Genomic DNA, 16263 nt, shown 5'->3' on the forward strand with positions numbered 1-16263 from the left:
GCTTCTTTACGCAGAGGCGAGGTTGCCATACCTAAGCAAGGCCGATACTTGATAACTGATCGCTGTTCACTGGTGTATGGTGTCTCGTTCGGGTTTAAAAATACTGTCTGAGTGTTGAGGAATCTGTACGTTAGCAACCACTACGCCGGGAGCTTCCTGCTCAATAGTGAAATAGGCTTCGGGACCGTATAGCAGGTCGAGGCGTTGCGAGGTGTTCTTCAGTCCAAAGCCGCCCGACGTCTGTTTATCACCCGGTTCGGCCAACAACGTACCTGTGTTCCGAATGCGAATATGCAGCTCATCGCGGCCCGATGTGCCGGTTACAATGCGGCCAACAAGCTCAACGAAACCACCGTTCACATCTTTGGAAACACCGTGCTTTATGGCATTTTCAACCAATGTCTGTAACATCATGGGGGGCACCTGCCAGTAGCTTGCCTGGGGGTCAACCGTTACCCGGCAGTCGAGCCGCTCTTCGTAGCGTACTTTTTCCAGCGCCAGATAGTCCTGCACAGTCTTTATCTCTTCGCGCAGTTCAACTGTTTTCCGGCGATCGGCCAGCAGCGAATTGCGTAAAATATTCGAGAGTTGTGTAATGCCCTGCTGTGCCTTTTGCGGATTTTCATACACCAGTGCCCGAATGCTGTTGAGCGCATTGAACATAAAGTGCGGGTTAAGTTGCGACCGCAGCACTTTTGCCTCCGTTTCGCGAATGGATGACTTCAACAGAATCTTCTCTATTTCGGCCTGCCGGGTACGTTCTACGTAATGGTAAGCCGTGTAGCTGAGTACCCAGGCTAACATCGTTTTCACCCAACTGACCATGGTAGCCATGAAAAACGACAGCCCATGCAGTTGCTGGTTCATGATCAGCTCCAGGTCTACAGGTACGTTGATGACCGACATGATAAACGCCAGCACAATCACCGACGCCAGCACGCGGGGTACTAACTGAATGAATGGTAAACGCACCCAGTTCCAACGCTGAATAGTGAGGCGATAGAGGTGAGTGAGGCTTATACCCAGCATAATGTCGGCAATGGCCAGGTAGAACACCTCTGGCTTGAAGCCATCATCGATCCAGTAGATGATGAAATCAACCATGATGAGCAGTGTCCAGCCGACGATCTGGCAAAACCAGTATATACGTTGTTTCGACATGCAAGAGAAAGTAAACCTATAGCAGGCCTACTAACGAAACTACGTAACAAAGCCCTAAAACGGGTGCGCTTTGTGGGAAACCGCCTTATGTCTGGATAAGCGGTCGAAAAGAGAGGCGAAAGCTTGCTGATAAGACAGCCTGCGTCTTTAACCCGTTAAAACGTGTTTACAGCCAGCAAATGCGCTGTGTCATTCGCAATATCCAGCGTAAACGAAGCCGTTTCGGGGCGGTAAGTCAGCTTATAGAGGCACAGGTTGCTGTGTTCAAACTCGTCCATTCGGGCCAACGGTTTGTTTAGCAACCAGGAAAGCAAAATACGCATAGCCCGGCCGTGCATAGCTACCAGTACTGGTGATTCATCGGCCTGAGCCAGTATGTGAGCCATTGCCGGGCGTTGTCTGGCAACAACATCCTCGGGGCTTTCACCCTGCTCGGTTGGCATAGACGTATTACCCGCCGACCAGTTTTCGATGAGGTTCCGAAAATAATCATCGGCGAGGGTGTTCGGAATTTTACCTTCCATAATTCCCCAGCTGATCTCGTTCAGCCCCGACAGTTTTTCGTAGGGGATTCCCAACTCGATGAACGGCTCAACAGTCTGATAGGTACGTACCAGCGTAGACGTATAAATTTTGGCGAATGGCACATGTTGATAGGCCTGAAAGAACGCCATTGCCTGAGCACGGCCCATCTCGTTCAGATCGGCATCGACCCCACTGCCCTGCACAATACCCCGGCGGTTGTAATCGGTTTCACCGTGGCGAATTATGTAAATGTCTTTATGTGCCAAAGCGGTTGTTGTTACCTGAAGCTAGACTAATTTGGCCGCAAAATTACAGATAAATCAGCGTAATATGAAGCCTACCTTAACACTAGAGAACTTTATTGAGCTCAATAAAAGATCGCTTGTTGGTCACCTTGGCATCGAGTTTCTGGAAGCTACCGATCAGTATGTGACGGCACGCATGCCAGTCGACGAACGTACCCATCAGCCCTTCGGCATTTTACATGGTGGCGCGTCCGTCGTCTTGGCCGAATCGTTGGGCAGCATAGCGTCGGTACTTCGGCTTCCCGACCCAACCACACAACGAGCTGTTGGCCTCGAGATCAATGCCAATCATATCCGATCGGTGAGCTCGGGGTGGGTATACGGAAAATGCACACCCATTCATATTGGTCGTACTACGCATGTCTGGGATATTCGCATCACCGATGAACAGGAACGGCTGGTGTGTATCAGCCGGTTGACCATCGCCGTGATTACCAATAAAATCTGATCTGTACCAGCTGGTTTGCGGATCAACAGCACTGGCCTGGTGCTGTCGTTTCTCCTGACGTTTTTTGAGCTGACGAGCCTCGTGATACCGGCGCTTAACGGCGGCGAAATGTGTGTGCGTTCACACCATTGACACAGGCGCTTCTGACGCCTGTGTGCTGGCTGCTATTCGACTCATCGCCGCCGTTGGTAAAGGGCTGATCCCGGTGCTGTAGCGCCACGTTTACCAGGCAATAAAAAAACCCCACTCTGAGACAGAGTGGGGTTTTTATGATTTATAGAAAGAACGGGTTACCCCGCTTCTCTACATTTTCTTCACGTTAACGGCGTTGAGGCCTTTTTTGCCATCAACGATTTCGTATGACACCTGGTCATTCTCACGAATGGTCAGCCCGTTCAGGCCAGTGATGTGTACGAAAATGTCTTTTTTTGACTCGTCATCGACGATGAAACCAAAACCCTTGCTCTCATTAAAGAACTTTACTACTCCTGTTTGCATGATTGTAAACGATAAAAATTGAAAACTTAAAAAAAACACTTTTCTACAAAAGATGCAAAACAGGGAACCAAAGACGCAAACAAGAGTACTTGGTAAGCAACTGAGCGCAATTTGTCAGACAGTGTGGTAGCTTCCCACAAATGAAAAAAGAAGCATCGTACAAAAAACGGCATTTTTTGGATAAGGTTCCACAAATACGGAAAATAGCCAAAGATTTTTGTTAGCGTATACCGGCTTCGCAAGACAATAAGTAGCCGATCGGCGTGTTGGCAAAACTTTTTAAGCGGTCATTAAACCTTTGTCAGCGGCGTCTCTCTAATCCATAGATTCCGTTGCAACGATCTGCTTGTCTGTTTTACATCACTTGATAAACGCTTATTCTCATGAACAGTCCCCTGCTTTTTGCCGCCATACTGGTCACGCTGACAGGCGGAGCAACGTTAGCACAACAACCCAACGCTCGCTACGACCATACCCCATATAACAATACCGACCCCCGCTATAACGGACCCGGCTACGGGAACCAGGGCGGAGGCCGATACGATGCGGATCGCCGTCAGGATCTATTCAAGGTGCGTGAACTCGACCGGATCGTTGACTTGTCGCGGCGGCAGAAAAAAGACCTGCTGACGATCGAGAATTATTACGACCGTGAAATGAGCCAGGCTTTCCGCAACCCGGGCGCGCAGCAACGAATACTCTGGCAGAAAAGCCAGGACGTGCTCCAGATCCTGACGCCCGCCCAGCGGAACCGATTATTTGCTTTTGAACAATACCGGTCCTACAATCAGGGCAGTTATGCCCAGGGCCGCGGTAATTCAGACCGCGACTGGTCACCACCCACTGGCCGCCGCTGGTAGTAAGGCTTTCCGATAGATCCACCTTTCATGATATGCCCCGCCCGGTTTGCTGGACGGGGCTTTTTTTGCCCGTTGGCTACCCGGACTACGCGGCCAATTTTAGCCGACATTCTGTACCTTTCTGCTCCTAAACAGCACCTGTATGAAAACGCCTTTTCTACTGACGGCCCTCCTGGTAACGGTCCTTTTCGCTTGCGACTCCAAAAAGCCTGCCGGTCAGAACAGCGCAGTCCCCGCTGACAGCGCAGCCACCCTTGCCAAACGACCTGGCCCCGATGCGCCCCGTTCGGCTGCCGATCGGCTGGTGCGCGCCCTTTATTTCGAACATAACAAAACCGATAACCCCTTCCGCGAAACAAAAGACGGTACGATCATCGACCAGTTTTTTGCCCGGGATGTGGCCGATAAGATTTGGAAGCGCGTTTCACAACCGGGTTATAAGGCCCCCAATGTGAATCCACTGTTCAATGCACCCGATGCCACCGTTTCCAAAACGTGGGTGGAGCCAGCGGCCGTGGGCGGGTCGCGGGCCATCGTGTACGTAACGTACCTGAGCGCAGGCAAACCAGCCGAAGTGCGCGTTGACCTGGCCCAAACAGCAGGCCGCTGGCGTATTACCGAACTAACGTACCCAGCCGGTAAAACCTTGACGGGTACGTTGTAAGCGGTGACGTACCCAGCCCTACGCCAGCACCAGCGCTTCCTGCTTCACTGGCTGTTCTACCTTCGGCGGAAGCAGTTTATACAGCACTGGCGTGACAATGCGCGACAATAACGTACTGGAAATCAGCCCACCGATGAGCACCCAGGCCAGTGGGCTGTAGAGCGGGTTTTGCTCGATAGCCAGTGGAATTAAACCACCAATGGCCGTTAGTGACGTGAGCACAATGGGGACGAAACGCACCTCGCCCGCTTCACGGATAGCCGCCTCGAGGGGCATACCTTCTTCGCGCAGTTGATTGGTGAAGTCGACCAGAAGAATCGAATTTTTCACCTCAATGCCAATCAGGGCTATCAGGCCGATAATGGCTACGAACGAGAAGGGATTGCCCGTTGCCAGCAAGGCCGCAATGGCCCCGATAACGCCCAGTGGAATCACCGACAGTACAATCAGTGAACTTTTGAACGTACCAAACTCAAGTACCAGCACGGCCAGAAAGCCAAAAGCCGTAATCAGGATAATGGTGCCCAGCCCACCGAACGATTTCTCCCGGCTTTCCAGTTCACCAGCCGCCTTGTACGAAAAGCCTTTCGGAAACGACATGGTGCCCAGTTCATTCAACACGTCGGTAAAGACGTTGTCGACCAGATAACCGGTTTTAACAAAGCCAGTGATCGATACGTACCTGTCTTTATCGTAATGCCGGATCTGGCTGGTGCCGGTCTCGAACTGCAGGTCAGCTATCTGGCGAAGCGGCACGGCTCCCCCTGTCAGGCTGTTTACATACAGGTTGTTCAACGCCTCCTGCGTTACAGCCCCGCTGGCTAGCCGGTTGCCACCTGCCGTTACATTCATGACGTAATCATCCGACGTTTCGGGGTCTTTGAACGTACCTATGTTCAAGCCAGCCACCGCCAGCCTGATTGTCCGGTTCACGTCAGCGATCGATAGCCCTAACAGCCCGGCTTTCTCTTTATTGATTCGCACGCGCAAATCCGTTTTCCGGGTAGCCAATGGATTATTGATGTAAATCAACCCAGGCGTTTGCCGGAACACCTGCTCCACGCGGGCGGCCTGGGTACGCAGGCTGTCGAGGTTATCGCCGAAAATCCGAATGGCAACGGGCGCTTCCTGCGCTGGCCCCTGCTCGAAATCTTTTACTTCGATTTTAGCATTGGGGTAACTGGCCAACTGCTCGCGAAGCCGATCAATGACACGCTGCTTGGCCACGGTTTTTGTGCTGGGCTGAAGTTGCACAAACAGCTGCGCAAAATTGGCCGACTCACTCCGTTGAACAATGTTATAGTAGATACGGGGATTGCCTTTACCCACGTTGCTGGTAAAATACTGGACTGCTTTCTCGCGCTTTAGCACGTCTTCCACGTAACGGGCCACGCGGTTGGTCTCGGGCAAACTACTGCCATCGCCAGTTTCGATGTTGATCATGAACTGTGGCTTTTCTGAGGCGGGAAACAGCGCGAAACCTACTTGTTTAAACAGCATCAGCGAACCAGCAAACAGCAAGGCCGCCATCAGCAGCGTTAGTTTCGGGAAACGCAGACCGGTATTGAGCAACGGGCGGTACGATACGCTGATGACCCGTTTCAGCCCCCGCAGAAACCAGTTGCCCTCGGGGTTGTGGTTGTGTTTTAGCAGGCGGCTGCTTAAAAACGGCACGATTGTCAGCGACACAACCAGCGACGCTACGACCGTGGTGACCACAGCCGTGGGCAACGACCGGATGAAATCGCCCGACCCCTCCGGCAAAAACATAAGCGGCAGGAACGCCAATACGAGGGTGGCCGTACACCCGATAACGGCCAGCGTGATCTGGCTGGTAGCCTTAATGGCCGCGTCGCGTTTGGGGTAACCTTCGCGTAGATAACGCTCAATATTTTCGACTACCACAATGCTGTCATCAACCAGAATACCGAGCGCAACAATGAATCCAACAATGCTCAGCTGATTGATACTGAACCCGAACGTACCCAGCAACGCCAGCCCGATCGCCAACGACAGCGGAATAGAGATCATCACGACAGAAGCGGCCCGAAAACCCAGCGGCAGCAGCGTCAGCGAGACCAGCAGAATAGCAATACCGAAATCTTTGGCGAAGCGCGACAGCCGCGTGCTGACGCTGGCAGCCTGATCGAAATTCTTGGTCAGTACGATGTGTGATGGTAAGGTGTTGCTGAACCGCTCGATGACCGGTCGTAGCTGATCGCCTACTTTCTCAATGTTGGCCCCTGCTTTCTGGGCCGCTGTGACCAGCACCGCCCGGTGGCCATTGAGCCGTGTGATGTAGGTCTGGTCTTCATTGTTCAGGTCTACGTCGGCAATATCGCGCAGGTAGATCGCCTTCTGCCCGGTGGTCAATACAATGGTGTTTCGAATATCATCCAGCGACTGATAATCGCCCGAGGTTTTCACGTTGAACTTACGCGTGCCTGCCTGTAGGCTACCAGCCGGAATAGTGAGATTTTCGGCCTGCAACGCGCCCAGTACCCGGTTGACGGCAATACCCGCCTGCGCCATTTTTTCGATGTTCAGTGAAATCCGCACGGTTGTTTTCGGGAAACCCCAGCTGGCAACGTTTTTCAGCGATTTCACTTTCTCCAGTTGTTCTTTCAACCGGTCGGCCTGTTCGCCCAGCTCTTTATCTGAGGCCACCTCTGACTGGAGCGCCACCTGTACGATGCTGACATCGGTGGGCGAGAACTTCCTGATTTCGATTCTGAAAATATCGGCTGGCAGTTCGGCGCGCAGGGCATTGACCTCGCGGACCATTTCCTGGTATTTTTCGTCCGGATCCTGGCTATATTCATACTCGACCCGCGCCACAACCAACCCATCTTCGATGCTGGTAATCACATGGTCCATGTTATCGAGTGCATTAAACCGGGCTTCGACGGGGTCAGCCACCAGTTCTTCCATATCCTCGGCATCGGTACCGGGATACACGAAAATGACGGCAAATTGAGGCGCCGTAAATTCGGGGTCCTCGCCCCGCGGCATATTCAGCAGTGAATTGGCCCCCAGGGCCACTACCGCAATAAACAGCACCAGCATAAATTGCCAGTTCTTGACGGAAAATTCGGCTAATGACATAATGGATGGGACGCGGATTGAGCGGATCTGACGGGATTTACGCCGATGAATCGAGAAGCGAACTACACTCGATTGGCGCCGATCTGTCCTGCCTGCTTGATCTGTGTTCTATTTAGTGGTGAACAGTCATTTCACGGCAACCAAGGAAGCCTCTGTCAGATAGGCCGACCCCGCCGTAATTACCTGGCTACTAGCCGTCAGTCCACTGGTTAGCAGTACGTTCTCGCCATTGATATACCCGATCTGAACGGGTTGTTTCCTGACATGCCGACGGTCGGTTTCCAGCAGGTACACAAAGCCATCTTTACCGTTTCCTTCCACAATAGCTTCGATCGGGACCAGGCTGTAGGTACGTTGCCGGGCGGGGGTCAGCGTTATTTTTGCGAACAGGCCGGGAGCCAGTTTTACACTACTGCCAGCCAGCCGAACTTCTACTTCATACAGCTTAGTCGTAGGGTCAGCGGCCTGCGCCAGTTCGCTGATGGTACCGGCAAGCGCCTGATCGGGGTATGCGTCCAGGCGAATAGCAGCGCGATCACCCAGTTTGAGGCGTGCCCAGTCTTTATCAGAAATTCCTACACGGACAACCCAATCAGAGCGGCGGTTGCCCGAAATCAGGTATACGCCAGCGCCAGCGGCCACAAACTCCCCTTCATTGACCAGTTTACGCGTTACGGTGCCATCGACCGAGGCCCGAATTTGGGCATAGCCACGGTTAAACTGCGCGATAGTGAGGTTCTGACTGGCTATTTTACTACCTGTGGTGGCATTCTGAAGCTGTTCGAGCGTGGCGGCTGTGTCGGCATAGAGTTTCCTGACACGCCCCAAATCACGCTCGGCTTTTTCCTGGGCCAACTGTGCCTGGGCTACCTGGGCATCGATCTCGATCAGGTTCAGCGTAGCCAGCAGTTGTCCTTTCCGAACCGCCTGCCCTTCGTTGACAGACAATTTATTGACGATGCCACCGACTTTAAATGACAACCGCGCTTCTTCCGACGACGAAACAAGGCCTGACGCCACTACCGGCTCGGCTCGTTCAACAGACTGGACCGCCGCCAGCCGCACGGGTATAACTGAGGCTTCAGACGCGCCCGTTGAATCGGCAGGCGACGAAGCGGCCGATTCGCCCGGCTGCTTGCCGCCGCAACTCCAAAGCGCAATGGCTAGCAGAAGTGAATAAAGAGAGTAGCTACATTTCATGTGGGTAGTCAGTTGGGGTTTTCCCCGGAAAGGGGTAGTAACGGGATAATGGGTTATGAGGCCGCTGAAACAGCCGTCCAGAAGGCACTGATGCTGATAATAAGGCAGAGTGGGATGTAGTAGGCGGTGTCCATTTGGGCAAAGGGCGTGTCGGTGACTCGTTTGAAGAAACCAACGTACCTGAAGTCGCCGATAACGCGCAGAAAGAAAATAGCGCCGACAAGCCACAACCCGTATTGCTCAAGCCAGGTGGGTAGCGAGACCGCCAGCCAGCCAATTTTATACAGATGCAGACCAGCCATGCAGGCCAGGCCAACCGCGACGGCCAGCGTCATACCGGGGCCCGGCCTGACGACCTTAGCACCCGGCGTCTTTGCCAATTCCGGAATGGCTACGGCGACACCCCATTTTCCACCAAACGCCCAGTACAGGTGAAGCCCGCTGATCGTGAGCAGAAGCGCGGTATTCAGTAAAGCAGGTATCATGCTGGTCTAGTTTACGGCTACCACCCGATCAAGGGCTGCGCGTTTGATAAGCACGTCCATACGGGCCAGCGACTGTTGCAGTTGCACCGTAAGCCGATCATTCTGCGCCCGCAGAAATTCAATAAGCAGAGCCTGGCCATTTCGGTATTTGCTATCCAGGATACGGAACGTCTGCTCGGCATTGGCCGCACCAGATTGAGTTGCTTTCAGGCTTTCCTGAGCCGCGTTTACATCATAATACGCCTGCACAACCTGTAGCTGAATCTGTCGTTCCAGCTCTGTCTGCCGTGTCTGCAACAGTTGAGCCTGGATCTTGGCCTGCTGAATTTTCGAGCGTTTTTCGTACCCGCGAAACAGGTCCCATTGCAACCCAACCTGCGCCAACGCATAGCCCTGGTTACGGAACGTATAGCCGTAGCCCTGAAAACCAACGTTACCGCCAACGTATAGAGTAGGAATGGCCGCGTTTGCCTCGTTCAGCTTCACCGCCGTTTGTGCCGCTGCCAGTGAATAGCCCAGTTGGCTCACCTCCTGTCGGTTACGCACGGCAGCCTGTTGCAGGCTATTCAACCCCGCTGCTGATTGTGCCACGGGCGTCTGTTCGGAAGTAGCTGTCACCACTGCCAACGTAGAATCGATCTGAATGGGCGTCATCAGATCACGATTGAGCAGGAAATTGAAATAGGCATGCGCCGCTTCCCGGTTACGTTCAGCCATAGCTACCTGCTGATCAATCTTGCTTAGTTCATACCGGGCTTGTGTCACTACCTCTCTGGTGGCTACATTATTGGTCACCAGCTTCTCATTCAGGCGAGCCAGTTCACGAAGCGTACTACGGGCGTTATCGAAAATACGTAGCCCTTCGAGTGTTTGCAGATACTGGTAATAAGCCGTCTGGATCGTGTAGCGAACCTCGTTTTCGGCCACCCGCCTGCGGGCTTCCTGCGCCGACAACAAGCTCTTCTGAATCAAGTAATTATACTGAATATCCGTGTTATAAAGTGCATACTGAACGGCTATTTTCGTGTCGTGAAAATCGTTGGGTGCCAGCAGTTGATCGACGTTTGGGATATTCGTAGGAAACTTGTCGGACCCGGTCAGCTTGTTGAGGGCTGCATAAGCAGGATTCAGCAGATCGCCCACTGGAAATTCGAGCCGACGCCCGCCCGCCGCGACTGAATAGGTCGGGTTGAACGCCACTCGTGGATAAAACAGTGACCGTGCCTGATTCAATGATTCGGTCACCCGGGCCATGTCCAGCCTTTCCTGTTTCAAAGCCAGGTTATTTTGCAACCCCTCCTGCACGTACCCATCCAGCAGGGACAACGTACCCGGCCCGGCCAACTGAGGTTGCGTCCATCCAGGCAGCGAACAGAGAAGAAAGGCTACGATGTACAGTAAAACCTGATTCATGATCGTATCATAGTTAATGAACAGTGTTTAGTAAAAGAGCAAAAAAATATCAGAGCCCTTTTTTAAGCGTATCGCAGAAGAGTGTAAAGGCTTTATCCATCAGCTCCGCCCGCCGCTCGTCGGTGAACATACTCATCCGTTTACGAATAAACAGGGCCGTATACCCGTGAATGGTACTCCAGATCATCATGGCTGCGACCTCGGCATCCTGCGGCTGAAAAATTCCCGCGTTGATGCACTCCTGTACCACTTGCACCAGCATATTGAACGATATCCGGCCTTCGGTCCAGATGTCTTCGCGGCACTCCAGTGTTTCCATGGGCGCAGTAATGATAAACATCACGTCAAATAGTTCAGGGTTTTCCACAGCGAACTGTGTATACCGCCTGCCCATTGTCACCAGCTTCTCAAACGGATCAGTCAGGTTCATAATTGGCTGAAAATCAGCCATCATTTTGCCAAACGCCTGTTGATGTATCGCATACAACACTTCATTCTTATCTTTGAAGTAGAGGTAGATCGTAGCCGGGCTGTATTCAATTTCATCCGCAATGGCTCGAATGCTTAGCTTCTCGTACCCGTTCTCTACGTACAAATGACGAGCAGCGTCTACAATCCGCCGACGCATTTCCTCTTTCTCCCGCTCCTTCCGCTCAACAATTCCCATATTGACTGATTAACGGCTCAAACATACTGAACAGTGTTTAGTAAATCAAAAATACGGGTCTGATTAACTGGCTGTATTGAGTAAACGGCATGTAGGCTCAGGAAGATTATGCATGGCAGGCAATAGACATGATGTCTTCTCCTCTTTCGTTAATACTTTGCTCCTAATTGCTGTCTAACTGTTGTGAACACGATCACCATGAAACCATTCCTCCTGGCGTTGCTGCTGGGTATGCTTATACTACCAGCAACGGCACAACGGCCAGCCAGCGGCTACACATTAGGCGATGTAGCGGCCTCTTTCGCCCTTACCAACGTCGACAATCGTACAATTTCGCTCAATGAGTATAAGAATCAGAAAGGCGTAATTGTTGTTTTTACCAGCAATCACTGTCCGTTCTCGAAAGCGTATGAAGATCGGATCATTAACCTCGACCGGAAATTTGGGCCACAGGGGTTCCCGGTCATTGCGCTGCTTTCGAGCGATGCCAGCCTGTACGAAGAAGACAGCTTTGACCGAATGCAGGTACGCGCCCGAACCAAGAATTACCCCTTTCCCTACCTGCTCGATGAGGCCCAGACGGTGGCCAGAGCATTCGGTGCCACCCGTACCCCGCAAGTGTATGTACTGAAACGCGCTGGCGAACGCTTCACGGTTGAGTACATCGGTAGCATCGATGATAGTCCGCAAGATGCCGCTAACGTGCAACGTACCTACGTCGATGACGCCGTGACCAGTCTGTTGGCCGGTAAGCCAGTGGTTACTCCCCTCACAAAGGCCATCGGGTGTGCGATAAAAATGAAATAAATCCTGCGCCTGGACAGTCGTACCAGCTTCGCTCACCAACCAGGCCTACCCAGGCAAGGCGACTTACGACTGTCAGGACTTAGCACTCTCCTACCCTGCGGCTTCTCGTTGGCACGGTCTTGGCAAATTAATTTTGCGTTAAACCAAACACATACACAACGCGATGAAAAAGCACACAAGATCTTTCGCTTCTCTTTTTTGTATGGGCCTGCTGGCTACATCCATGACTTTGTTGCAGGCCTGTGGCTCTGACGGTAAAAAAGAATCCCGTACTGAGGATGCTGCGGAGCGCACTGGCGATGCTATTGAAGCCGACTCTAAAGACGCTGCGGCTGATGCTCGCGAAGGTCTGGACAAGGCTGGTGATAAAGCTGAAGCCGCTGGCGATGAGGCGGCTGCCGATTTCCGCCGGGAGCGCGACGAAATGGTTGCCGATATGAAAGTGCAGCGCGATAAGCTCGACGCTAAAATCGACGACATGAAGGCCGACATCAAGCGTCAGGGCGCTAAAGCGAAGGACAAGTCGAAAGAGCAACTCGCTGAATTAGAGCAGGAACGCAAAGAACTGGGCGATGATATGGACAAGGCGCAGAACGCTACAGCTGCCGCCTGGAAAGATATCAAAGGCGGGTTCAAGCAGGCCGGCAAATCAATTGGCAAAGCCTTCGATAAAGCCGAAGACAAAGTTGACCCCGACGGCAAAGACGACTAATTTTTAATGCATGACGACCAACGGCTCTGCCTGGGACTGACTGAGTCCCAGGCAGAGCCGTTGGTCGTCATGCATTAAAAATTATCCCCACTTCTGTGGAAAATCACCTACATCGCTTTAAGGATCAGCACATCGCCCGGCTTGCAGTCGCGGACCAGTTGCTCAGATTCAAGTGGTTGCCCGTTCACTATGGCTTTGCGGCCAAACGGATGCACCAGATTTAGCTTGCCACCCGCCAGGCTGCGCACCCGCACCTCCGTGACATTGCCTTCTTTCACAGTGGCGCCAATCAGGAAAGCCCCTTCGGCCCTGACATCATCGAATCGTAAATTCTGCCAGGTACGTGGTCGGTTGGGAAGCACATAAATCGCTTCGTCGCGGCTTTGTACGAGCAATTCGAGCACAGCGTTCAAGGCACCGAAACCTGCATCGAGTTGCATCACTTCGCGGTTCTGCTTTTCCAGTTCCCAGTCTGGCGAACCCAGCAGGCTCGTGCCGTTCGTGTTGGCGTTGCTCAACGTGCCCCGACCTTCATTGGTGTAATTTTCTTTCCAGTAATGCAGCCACTTAATGGCCGCGCCGGTCTGCCCCGTCCGGCTCAGGATCGTCGATGCCCAGGGCACCGACCAGCCCGCCCAACCGCCAGCTCCTTTATACCGCCAGGCTTGCAGGCTGTTATCGATCAGTTTACGTTGCGCGGGGTCATTCATAGCCAGCGTGGCAAACGGATAAATACCGCCCAGATGGGAATGGTGCCGGTGACTTTCTACCAGGTCCATACCGTCCCATAACGCAATACGTTCATTGCTTTGCCTGGATTCATTCACGAACGTACCTGTGTACGTCGTGTAGGCAGGCAATCGTTTGTCTACATCGGCCCAGCGGGGATCAACAGGTTGACCCAGTGCGGCAGCGGCCTGAGGCAAAATCCGGCAAATTCGATGCAGCGCTGCCAGTTGGAACGAGGCATCGCGCCCCCAGGCGTTCATGTCTGCGCCCCGGTATTCAGGACTGACCGAAAGTGGCAGGCTGTATTTTTTCGTGCCATCGCCAGCTGATACTTCTTCCAGCATGGCAAAATACCCTTCAAACGCTCCGTTGAGCAGTGGCCAGGCTGTCTGGCTCAACAACTGTGGCGCATCGGGTTGTTCAAGCCCATAGCGGTAATTCTGCCACGCCATCATGGCCATCCAGGCGGTGCAGGCGTGATCAACAGTGCCGGTCCAGAACGTACCTACCACGTGGCACCGATCATCTACGGCATGCGGCAACATCAAGGCCCCTTTGCGCCCGAAAAACGCTTCGCCGTTCTTTTGCAGTTGTGGCATCCAGCTCCCAATCATTCGCCACAGTGGTTTGAAATTCGCCAGTCGGTTGGTCGCCAGTGCTGGCGTGTAGATCATCTGCACGTTAATGTTGAAATGGTAATCATTGCTCCAGGGTGGTAGCTGATAATCTTCCATAAACGGTCCCTGCAAGGTGCAGGCCAGCCCGTTCGGCGACGTGGCGCAGGCCTGCTTGTACAGGCCATAGTCGACAATCTCCTGCAATAGCGGATCAGGCAGGGCAATCTGGGGAACAACTTTGTAGTAGCTCTGCCAGAATGTGTCGGCACTGGCTACAGCAGAGGGCGCCCGGTCGAGCAAAGCCTGCATAGCGGGGTAGTCGAACCGGCGGGTTTTGCGATTGTAATACAGATTACTCGTTTGAATATAGAGGTGCTGCTCATTGATCAGGTCGTAGCCTACCAGCAATGGATCATCTTCTGGAAGTGGCTGAATAAAAGCGCCCTTGCCATTATTGTCTTTAAGTACCCACTGTGGTTCTTCGATACTGGCTGCCCGCAGCGCCTCGGCCACAAACGTGTAGTGCGGAATGAGCTTGTACGTCAGTTTCCCCCGTAAATCTTTCGGAATTTCCAGCTCCGTCACTTCCAGGCTGGCCGCCTGCCGAACGTTCATCACGTGGCTCACCTGCTGTGGGTCACGCACAATGAGCTGCAACAGGCCCCGGTCGGTGAAGAGGTTGCCGTACTGAATCAGCCAGCCTTCAGGTAGCGTCACGTCTAGCCGTCCACCACCCAGTTGCTGCGGATGCCCCAGTGATGGCTTGTCCAGTCTGGGGGCGGCAAAAGCCGCATCGATACCGGCTTTGTCACCCGCCTGTAATTTCGCCTTCAGCTCTGCATAGGTGATTTTGGTCGTAAACTCAACGCCGCCACGGTGATCCCAGAAACCGCTGCGGCTAATGGTAAAATGCAGCGTTCGGCCACCCCCCCAAACCATGATCCCCTGGGTACCATTGCCGAGCAGCACGCCCGTGTGCGGACGGGGCAGCGGAAATTGCCAGGTAAGCGTGCGCAGTGGCTGCTGGGCTTGTGCTGAGGTAACAGTTATGAAGCAGAAAAGGGCGAGTAAAAGGCGGGGCATACCGGTAGCGACAGTAGTAGCCTGAAGCTCCAGCTTCGGGACGGATAGTAGCAATTAATTACTCCCGAAGCTGGAGCTTCAGGCTACTTTACGAACCAAAGGTAGCCGATCAGGGAAAGTACCCCAAACCCCTGCGAACTGTTTGGCGTTTACATGTATGAAGTTGTCTTTCGTACGTCCATGTCGCTTGTTACTGTAACTGTATTGAATTTCCCACCTGGGCAGCGCTACCGGGCTTTCGCAAATATGGGGCGATGGCTGATGAAGCCGTTCAACGCACCGGGCCTGCGTTTTCAGAAGTTGCTGGGCACCGGCAAGAACTTTGGCCTCATCCCCGATTTGTCGCGCTATGTATTCCTGGGTGTCTGGGAATCTGAAGCCGAGGCGACTCACTTTTTCGGCTCGGCGCCCTGGCAACCCTTTCTGCCTACCGCGACCGGGTCGCCACAAAAAGTGGCGCCGACCTTATACCTGAAGCCGATCAAATCGCATGGCCTTTGGGATGGCGTTGATCCGTTTCAGGCCGATGCCAGCGTACCTGATCCCTGGCCAGCTCAGGCGTTACCCGACAACCTGCCCATCGCCGTGTTAACGCGGGCCAGCATCCGAACCGGTGCCCTATTCGATTTCTGGCGCAACGTACCTGAAGCCCGTAAACGCATCGACGAACAGGGTGATAACCTGTTATTGGCCCTGGGGGCAGGCGAAAAACCGCTGGTCCAGCAATGCACGATCAGCGTGTGGCGCAACGCGTCGCTGGTCGATATGTTTGCCTACCGACAGAGCGGACACCGGGAAATTGTCAGGAAAACCCGGCAGCGAAAGTGGTACAGTGAAGAGCTTTTTGCCCGCTTCACGGTCCTGAAAATGGTTGATTTTTAAGCCGTCGATCTGCAACATTATCTGTGCTACAGGCACTTACGGGCCATCATCCACGGTTACCTTAGCAGGATTTCGGAATACATTAAACTGCCGCCCATTTTG

Annotated in this window: 15 protein-coding genes; 6 read left to right on the forward strand and 9 right to left on the reverse strand. The window is 53.2% G+C overall.

Annotated features, from left to right (window positions below):
* Positions 1 to 66 precede the first annotated feature (66 nt).
* Both ACAW75_RS21770 and ACAW75_RS21775 read right to left on the reverse strand, forming a co-directional pair.
* Positions 67 to 1161 (reverse strand): sensor histidine kinase, encoded by a 1095-nt coding sequence (locus ACAW75_RS21770; protein WP_370730875.1) that lies wholly within the window; start codon positions 1159 to 1161, stop codon positions 67 to 69.
* A 155-nt stretch (positions 1162 to 1316) separates the two neighbouring features.
* Positions 1317 to 1952: a histidine phosphatase family protein gene (locus ACAW75_RS21775; RefSeq protein ID WP_370730876.1), complete on the reverse strand. Its 636-nt coding sequence runs from the start codon at positions 1950 to 1952 to the stop codon at positions 1317 to 1319.
* A 64-nt stretch (positions 1953 to 2016) separates the two neighbouring features.
* Between ACAW75_RS21775 and ACAW75_RS21780 the strand changes: the two genes are divergently transcribed.
* Complete coding sequence (locus ACAW75_RS21780) at positions 2017 to 2439, forward strand: hotdog fold thioesterase (RefSeq protein ID WP_370730877.1); 423 nt, start codon at positions 2017 to 2019, stop codon at positions 2437 to 2439.
* A 303-nt stretch (positions 2440 to 2742) separates the two neighbouring features.
* Here ACAW75_RS21780 and ACAW75_RS21785 read toward each other — a convergent pair whose 3' ends face one another.
* Positions 2743 to 2937 (reverse strand): cold-shock protein, encoded by a 195-nt coding sequence (locus ACAW75_RS21785; protein ID WP_085412350.1) that lies wholly within the window; start codon positions 2935 to 2937, stop codon positions 2743 to 2745.
* Positions 2938 to 3320: 383 nt separating this feature from the next.
* Here ACAW75_RS21785 and ACAW75_RS21790 point away from each other — a divergent pair, with 383 nt between their 5' ends.
* Together ACAW75_RS21790 and ACAW75_RS21795 are read left to right on the forward strand one after the other, a co-directional pair.
* The gene (locus ACAW75_RS21790; RefSeq protein ID WP_370730878.1) at positions 3321 to 3797 is read left to right on the forward strand and encodes a hypothetical protein; all 477 of its coding nucleotides are present in this window, start codon (positions 3321 to 3323) and stop codon (positions 3795 to 3797) included.
* Positions 3798 to 3939: 142 nt separating this feature from the next.
* Complete coding sequence (locus tag ACAW75_RS21795; RefSeq protein ID WP_370730879.1) at positions 3940 to 4461, forward strand: hypothetical protein; 522 nt, start codon at positions 3940 to 3942, stop codon at positions 4459 to 4461.
* Positions 4462 to 4479: 18 nt separating this feature from the next.
* On the opposite strand, the gene ACAW75_RS21800 is transcribed toward ACAW75_RS21795, so the two are convergent.
* The 5 genes from ACAW75_RS21800 to ACAW75_RS21820 all read right to left on the reverse strand — a co-directional run bounded on the left by ACAW75_RS21800 (position 4480) and on the right by ACAW75_RS21820 (position 11331).
* Positions 4480 to 7566 carry an efflux RND transporter permease subunit gene (locus tag ACAW75_RS21800; protein ID WP_370730880.1) on the reverse strand — a complete coding sequence of 1029 codons (3087 nt, stop codon included), beginning with the start codon at positions 7564 to 7566 and terminating at the stop codon, positions 4480 to 4482.
* A 126-nt stretch (positions 7567 to 7692) separates the two neighbouring features.
* Positions 7693 to 8766 (reverse strand): efflux RND transporter periplasmic adaptor subunit, encoded by a 1074-nt coding sequence (locus tag ACAW75_RS21805; protein ID WP_370730881.1) that lies wholly within the window; start codon positions 8764 to 8766, stop codon positions 7693 to 7695.
* 53 nt (positions 8767 to 8819) lie between these two features.
* Positions 8820 to 9251 (reverse strand): DUF3995 domain-containing protein, encoded by a 432-nt coding sequence (locus ACAW75_RS21810; RefSeq protein WP_370730882.1) that lies wholly within the window; start codon positions 9249 to 9251, stop codon positions 8820 to 8822.
* Positions 9252 to 9257: 6 nt separating this feature from the next.
* Positions 9258 to 10664 (reverse strand): TolC family protein, encoded by a 1407-nt coding sequence (locus ACAW75_RS21815; RefSeq protein WP_370730883.1) that lies wholly within the window; start codon positions 10662 to 10664, stop codon positions 9258 to 9260.
* Between the two features lie 49 nt (positions 10665 to 10713).
* A complete protein-coding gene (locus tag ACAW75_RS21820) occupies positions 10714 to 11331 on the reverse strand; it encodes a TetR/AcrR family transcriptional regulator (RefSeq protein WP_370730884.1) in 618 nt (205 codons plus the stop codon).
* Positions 11332 to 11529: 198 nt separating this feature from the next.
* On the opposite strand from ACAW75_RS21820, the gene ACAW75_RS21825 reads away from it, so the two are divergent.
* Together ACAW75_RS21825 and ACAW75_RS21830 are read left to right on the forward strand one after the other, a co-directional pair.
* Positions 11530 to 12138 carry a thioredoxin family protein gene (locus ACAW75_RS21825; RefSeq protein WP_370730885.1) on the forward strand — a complete coding sequence of 203 codons (609 nt, stop codon included), beginning with the start codon at positions 11530 to 11532 and terminating at the stop codon, positions 12136 to 12138.
* Between the two features lie 202 nt (positions 12139 to 12340).
* Entirely contained in the window at positions 12341 to 12850 is a 510-nt protein-coding gene (locus ACAW75_RS21830) for a sll1863 family stress response protein (protein ID WP_370730886.1), read from the forward strand.
* A 107-nt stretch (positions 12851 to 12957) separates the two neighbouring features.
* On the opposite strand, the gene ACAW75_RS21835 is transcribed toward ACAW75_RS21830, so the two are convergent.
* Entirely contained in the window at positions 12958 to 15279 is a 2322-nt protein-coding gene (locus ACAW75_RS21835) for a glycosyl hydrolase family 95 catalytic domain-containing protein (protein WP_370730887.1), read from the reverse strand.
* 180 nt (positions 15280 to 15459) lie between these two features.
* Between ACAW75_RS21835 and ACAW75_RS21840 the strand changes: the two genes are divergently transcribed.
* A complete protein-coding gene (locus tag ACAW75_RS21840; RefSeq protein WP_370730888.1) occupies positions 15460 to 16161 on the forward strand; it encodes a DUF3291 domain-containing protein in 702 nt (233 codons plus the stop codon).
* The last annotated feature ends 102 nt before the right edge of the window (positions 16162 to 16263 follow it).

The sequence above is a fragment of the Fibrella arboris genome (assembly GCF_041321095.1).
Classification (GTDB): domain Bacteria; phylum Bacteroidota; class Bacteroidia; order Cytophagales; family Spirosomataceae; genus Fibrella; species Fibrella arboris.

Bases quoted from the DNA above. Each gene is read 5' to 3' on its own strand.
- ACAW75_RS21770 (WP_370730875.1), bottom strand. From the start codon at position 1,161: ATGTCGAAACAACGTATATACTGGTTTTGCCAGATCGTCGGCTGGACA.
- ACAW75_RS21780 (WP_370730877.1), top strand. From the start codon at position 2,017: ATGAAGCCTACCTTAACACTAGAGAACTTTATTGAGCTCAATAAAAGA.
- ACAW75_RS21785 (WP_085412350.1), bottom strand. From the start codon at position 2,937: ATGCAAACAGGAGTAGTAAAGTTCTTTAATGAGAGCAAGGGTTTTGGT.
- ACAW75_RS21790 (WP_370730878.1), top strand. From the start codon at position 3,321: ATGAACAGTCCCCTGCTTTTTGCCGCCATACTGGTCACGCTGACAGGC.
- ACAW75_RS21795 (WP_370730879.1), top strand. From the start codon at position 3,940: ATGAAAACGCCTTTTCTACTGACGGCCCTCCTGGTAACGGTCCTTTTC.
- ACAW75_RS21800 (WP_370730880.1), bottom strand. From the start codon at position 7,566: ATGTCATTAGCCGAATTTTCCGTCAAGAACTGGCAATTTATGCTGGTG.
- ACAW75_RS21805 (WP_370730881.1), bottom strand. From the start codon at position 8,766: ATGAAATGTAGCTACTCTCTTTATTCACTTCTGCTAGCCATTGCGCTT.
- ACAW75_RS21810 (WP_370730882.1), bottom strand. From the start codon at position 9,251: ATGATACCTGCTTTACTGAATACCGCGCTTCTGCTCACGATCAGCGGG.
- ACAW75_RS21815 (WP_370730883.1), bottom strand. From the start codon at position 10,664: ATGAATCAGGTTTTACTGTACATCGTAGCCTTTCTTCTCTGTTCGCTG.
- ACAW75_RS21820 (WP_370730884.1), bottom strand. From the start codon at position 11,331: ATGGGAATTGTTGAGCGGAAGGAGCGGGAGAAAGAGGAAATGCGTCGG.
- ACAW75_RS21825 (WP_370730885.1), top strand. From the start codon at position 11,530: ATGAAACCATTCCTCCTGGCGTTGCTGCTGGGTATGCTTATACTACCA.
- ACAW75_RS21830 (WP_370730886.1), top strand. From the start codon at position 12,341: ATGGGCCTGCTGGCTACATCCATGACTTTGTTGCAGGCCTGTGGCTCT.
- ACAW75_RS21835 (WP_370730887.1), bottom strand. From the start codon at position 15,279: ATGCCCCGCCTTTTACTCGCCCTTTTCTGCTTCATAACTGTTACCTCA.
- ACAW75_RS21840 (WP_370730888.1), top strand. From the start codon at position 15,460: ATGTCGCTTGTTACTGTAACTGTATTGAATTTCCCACCTGGGCAGCGC.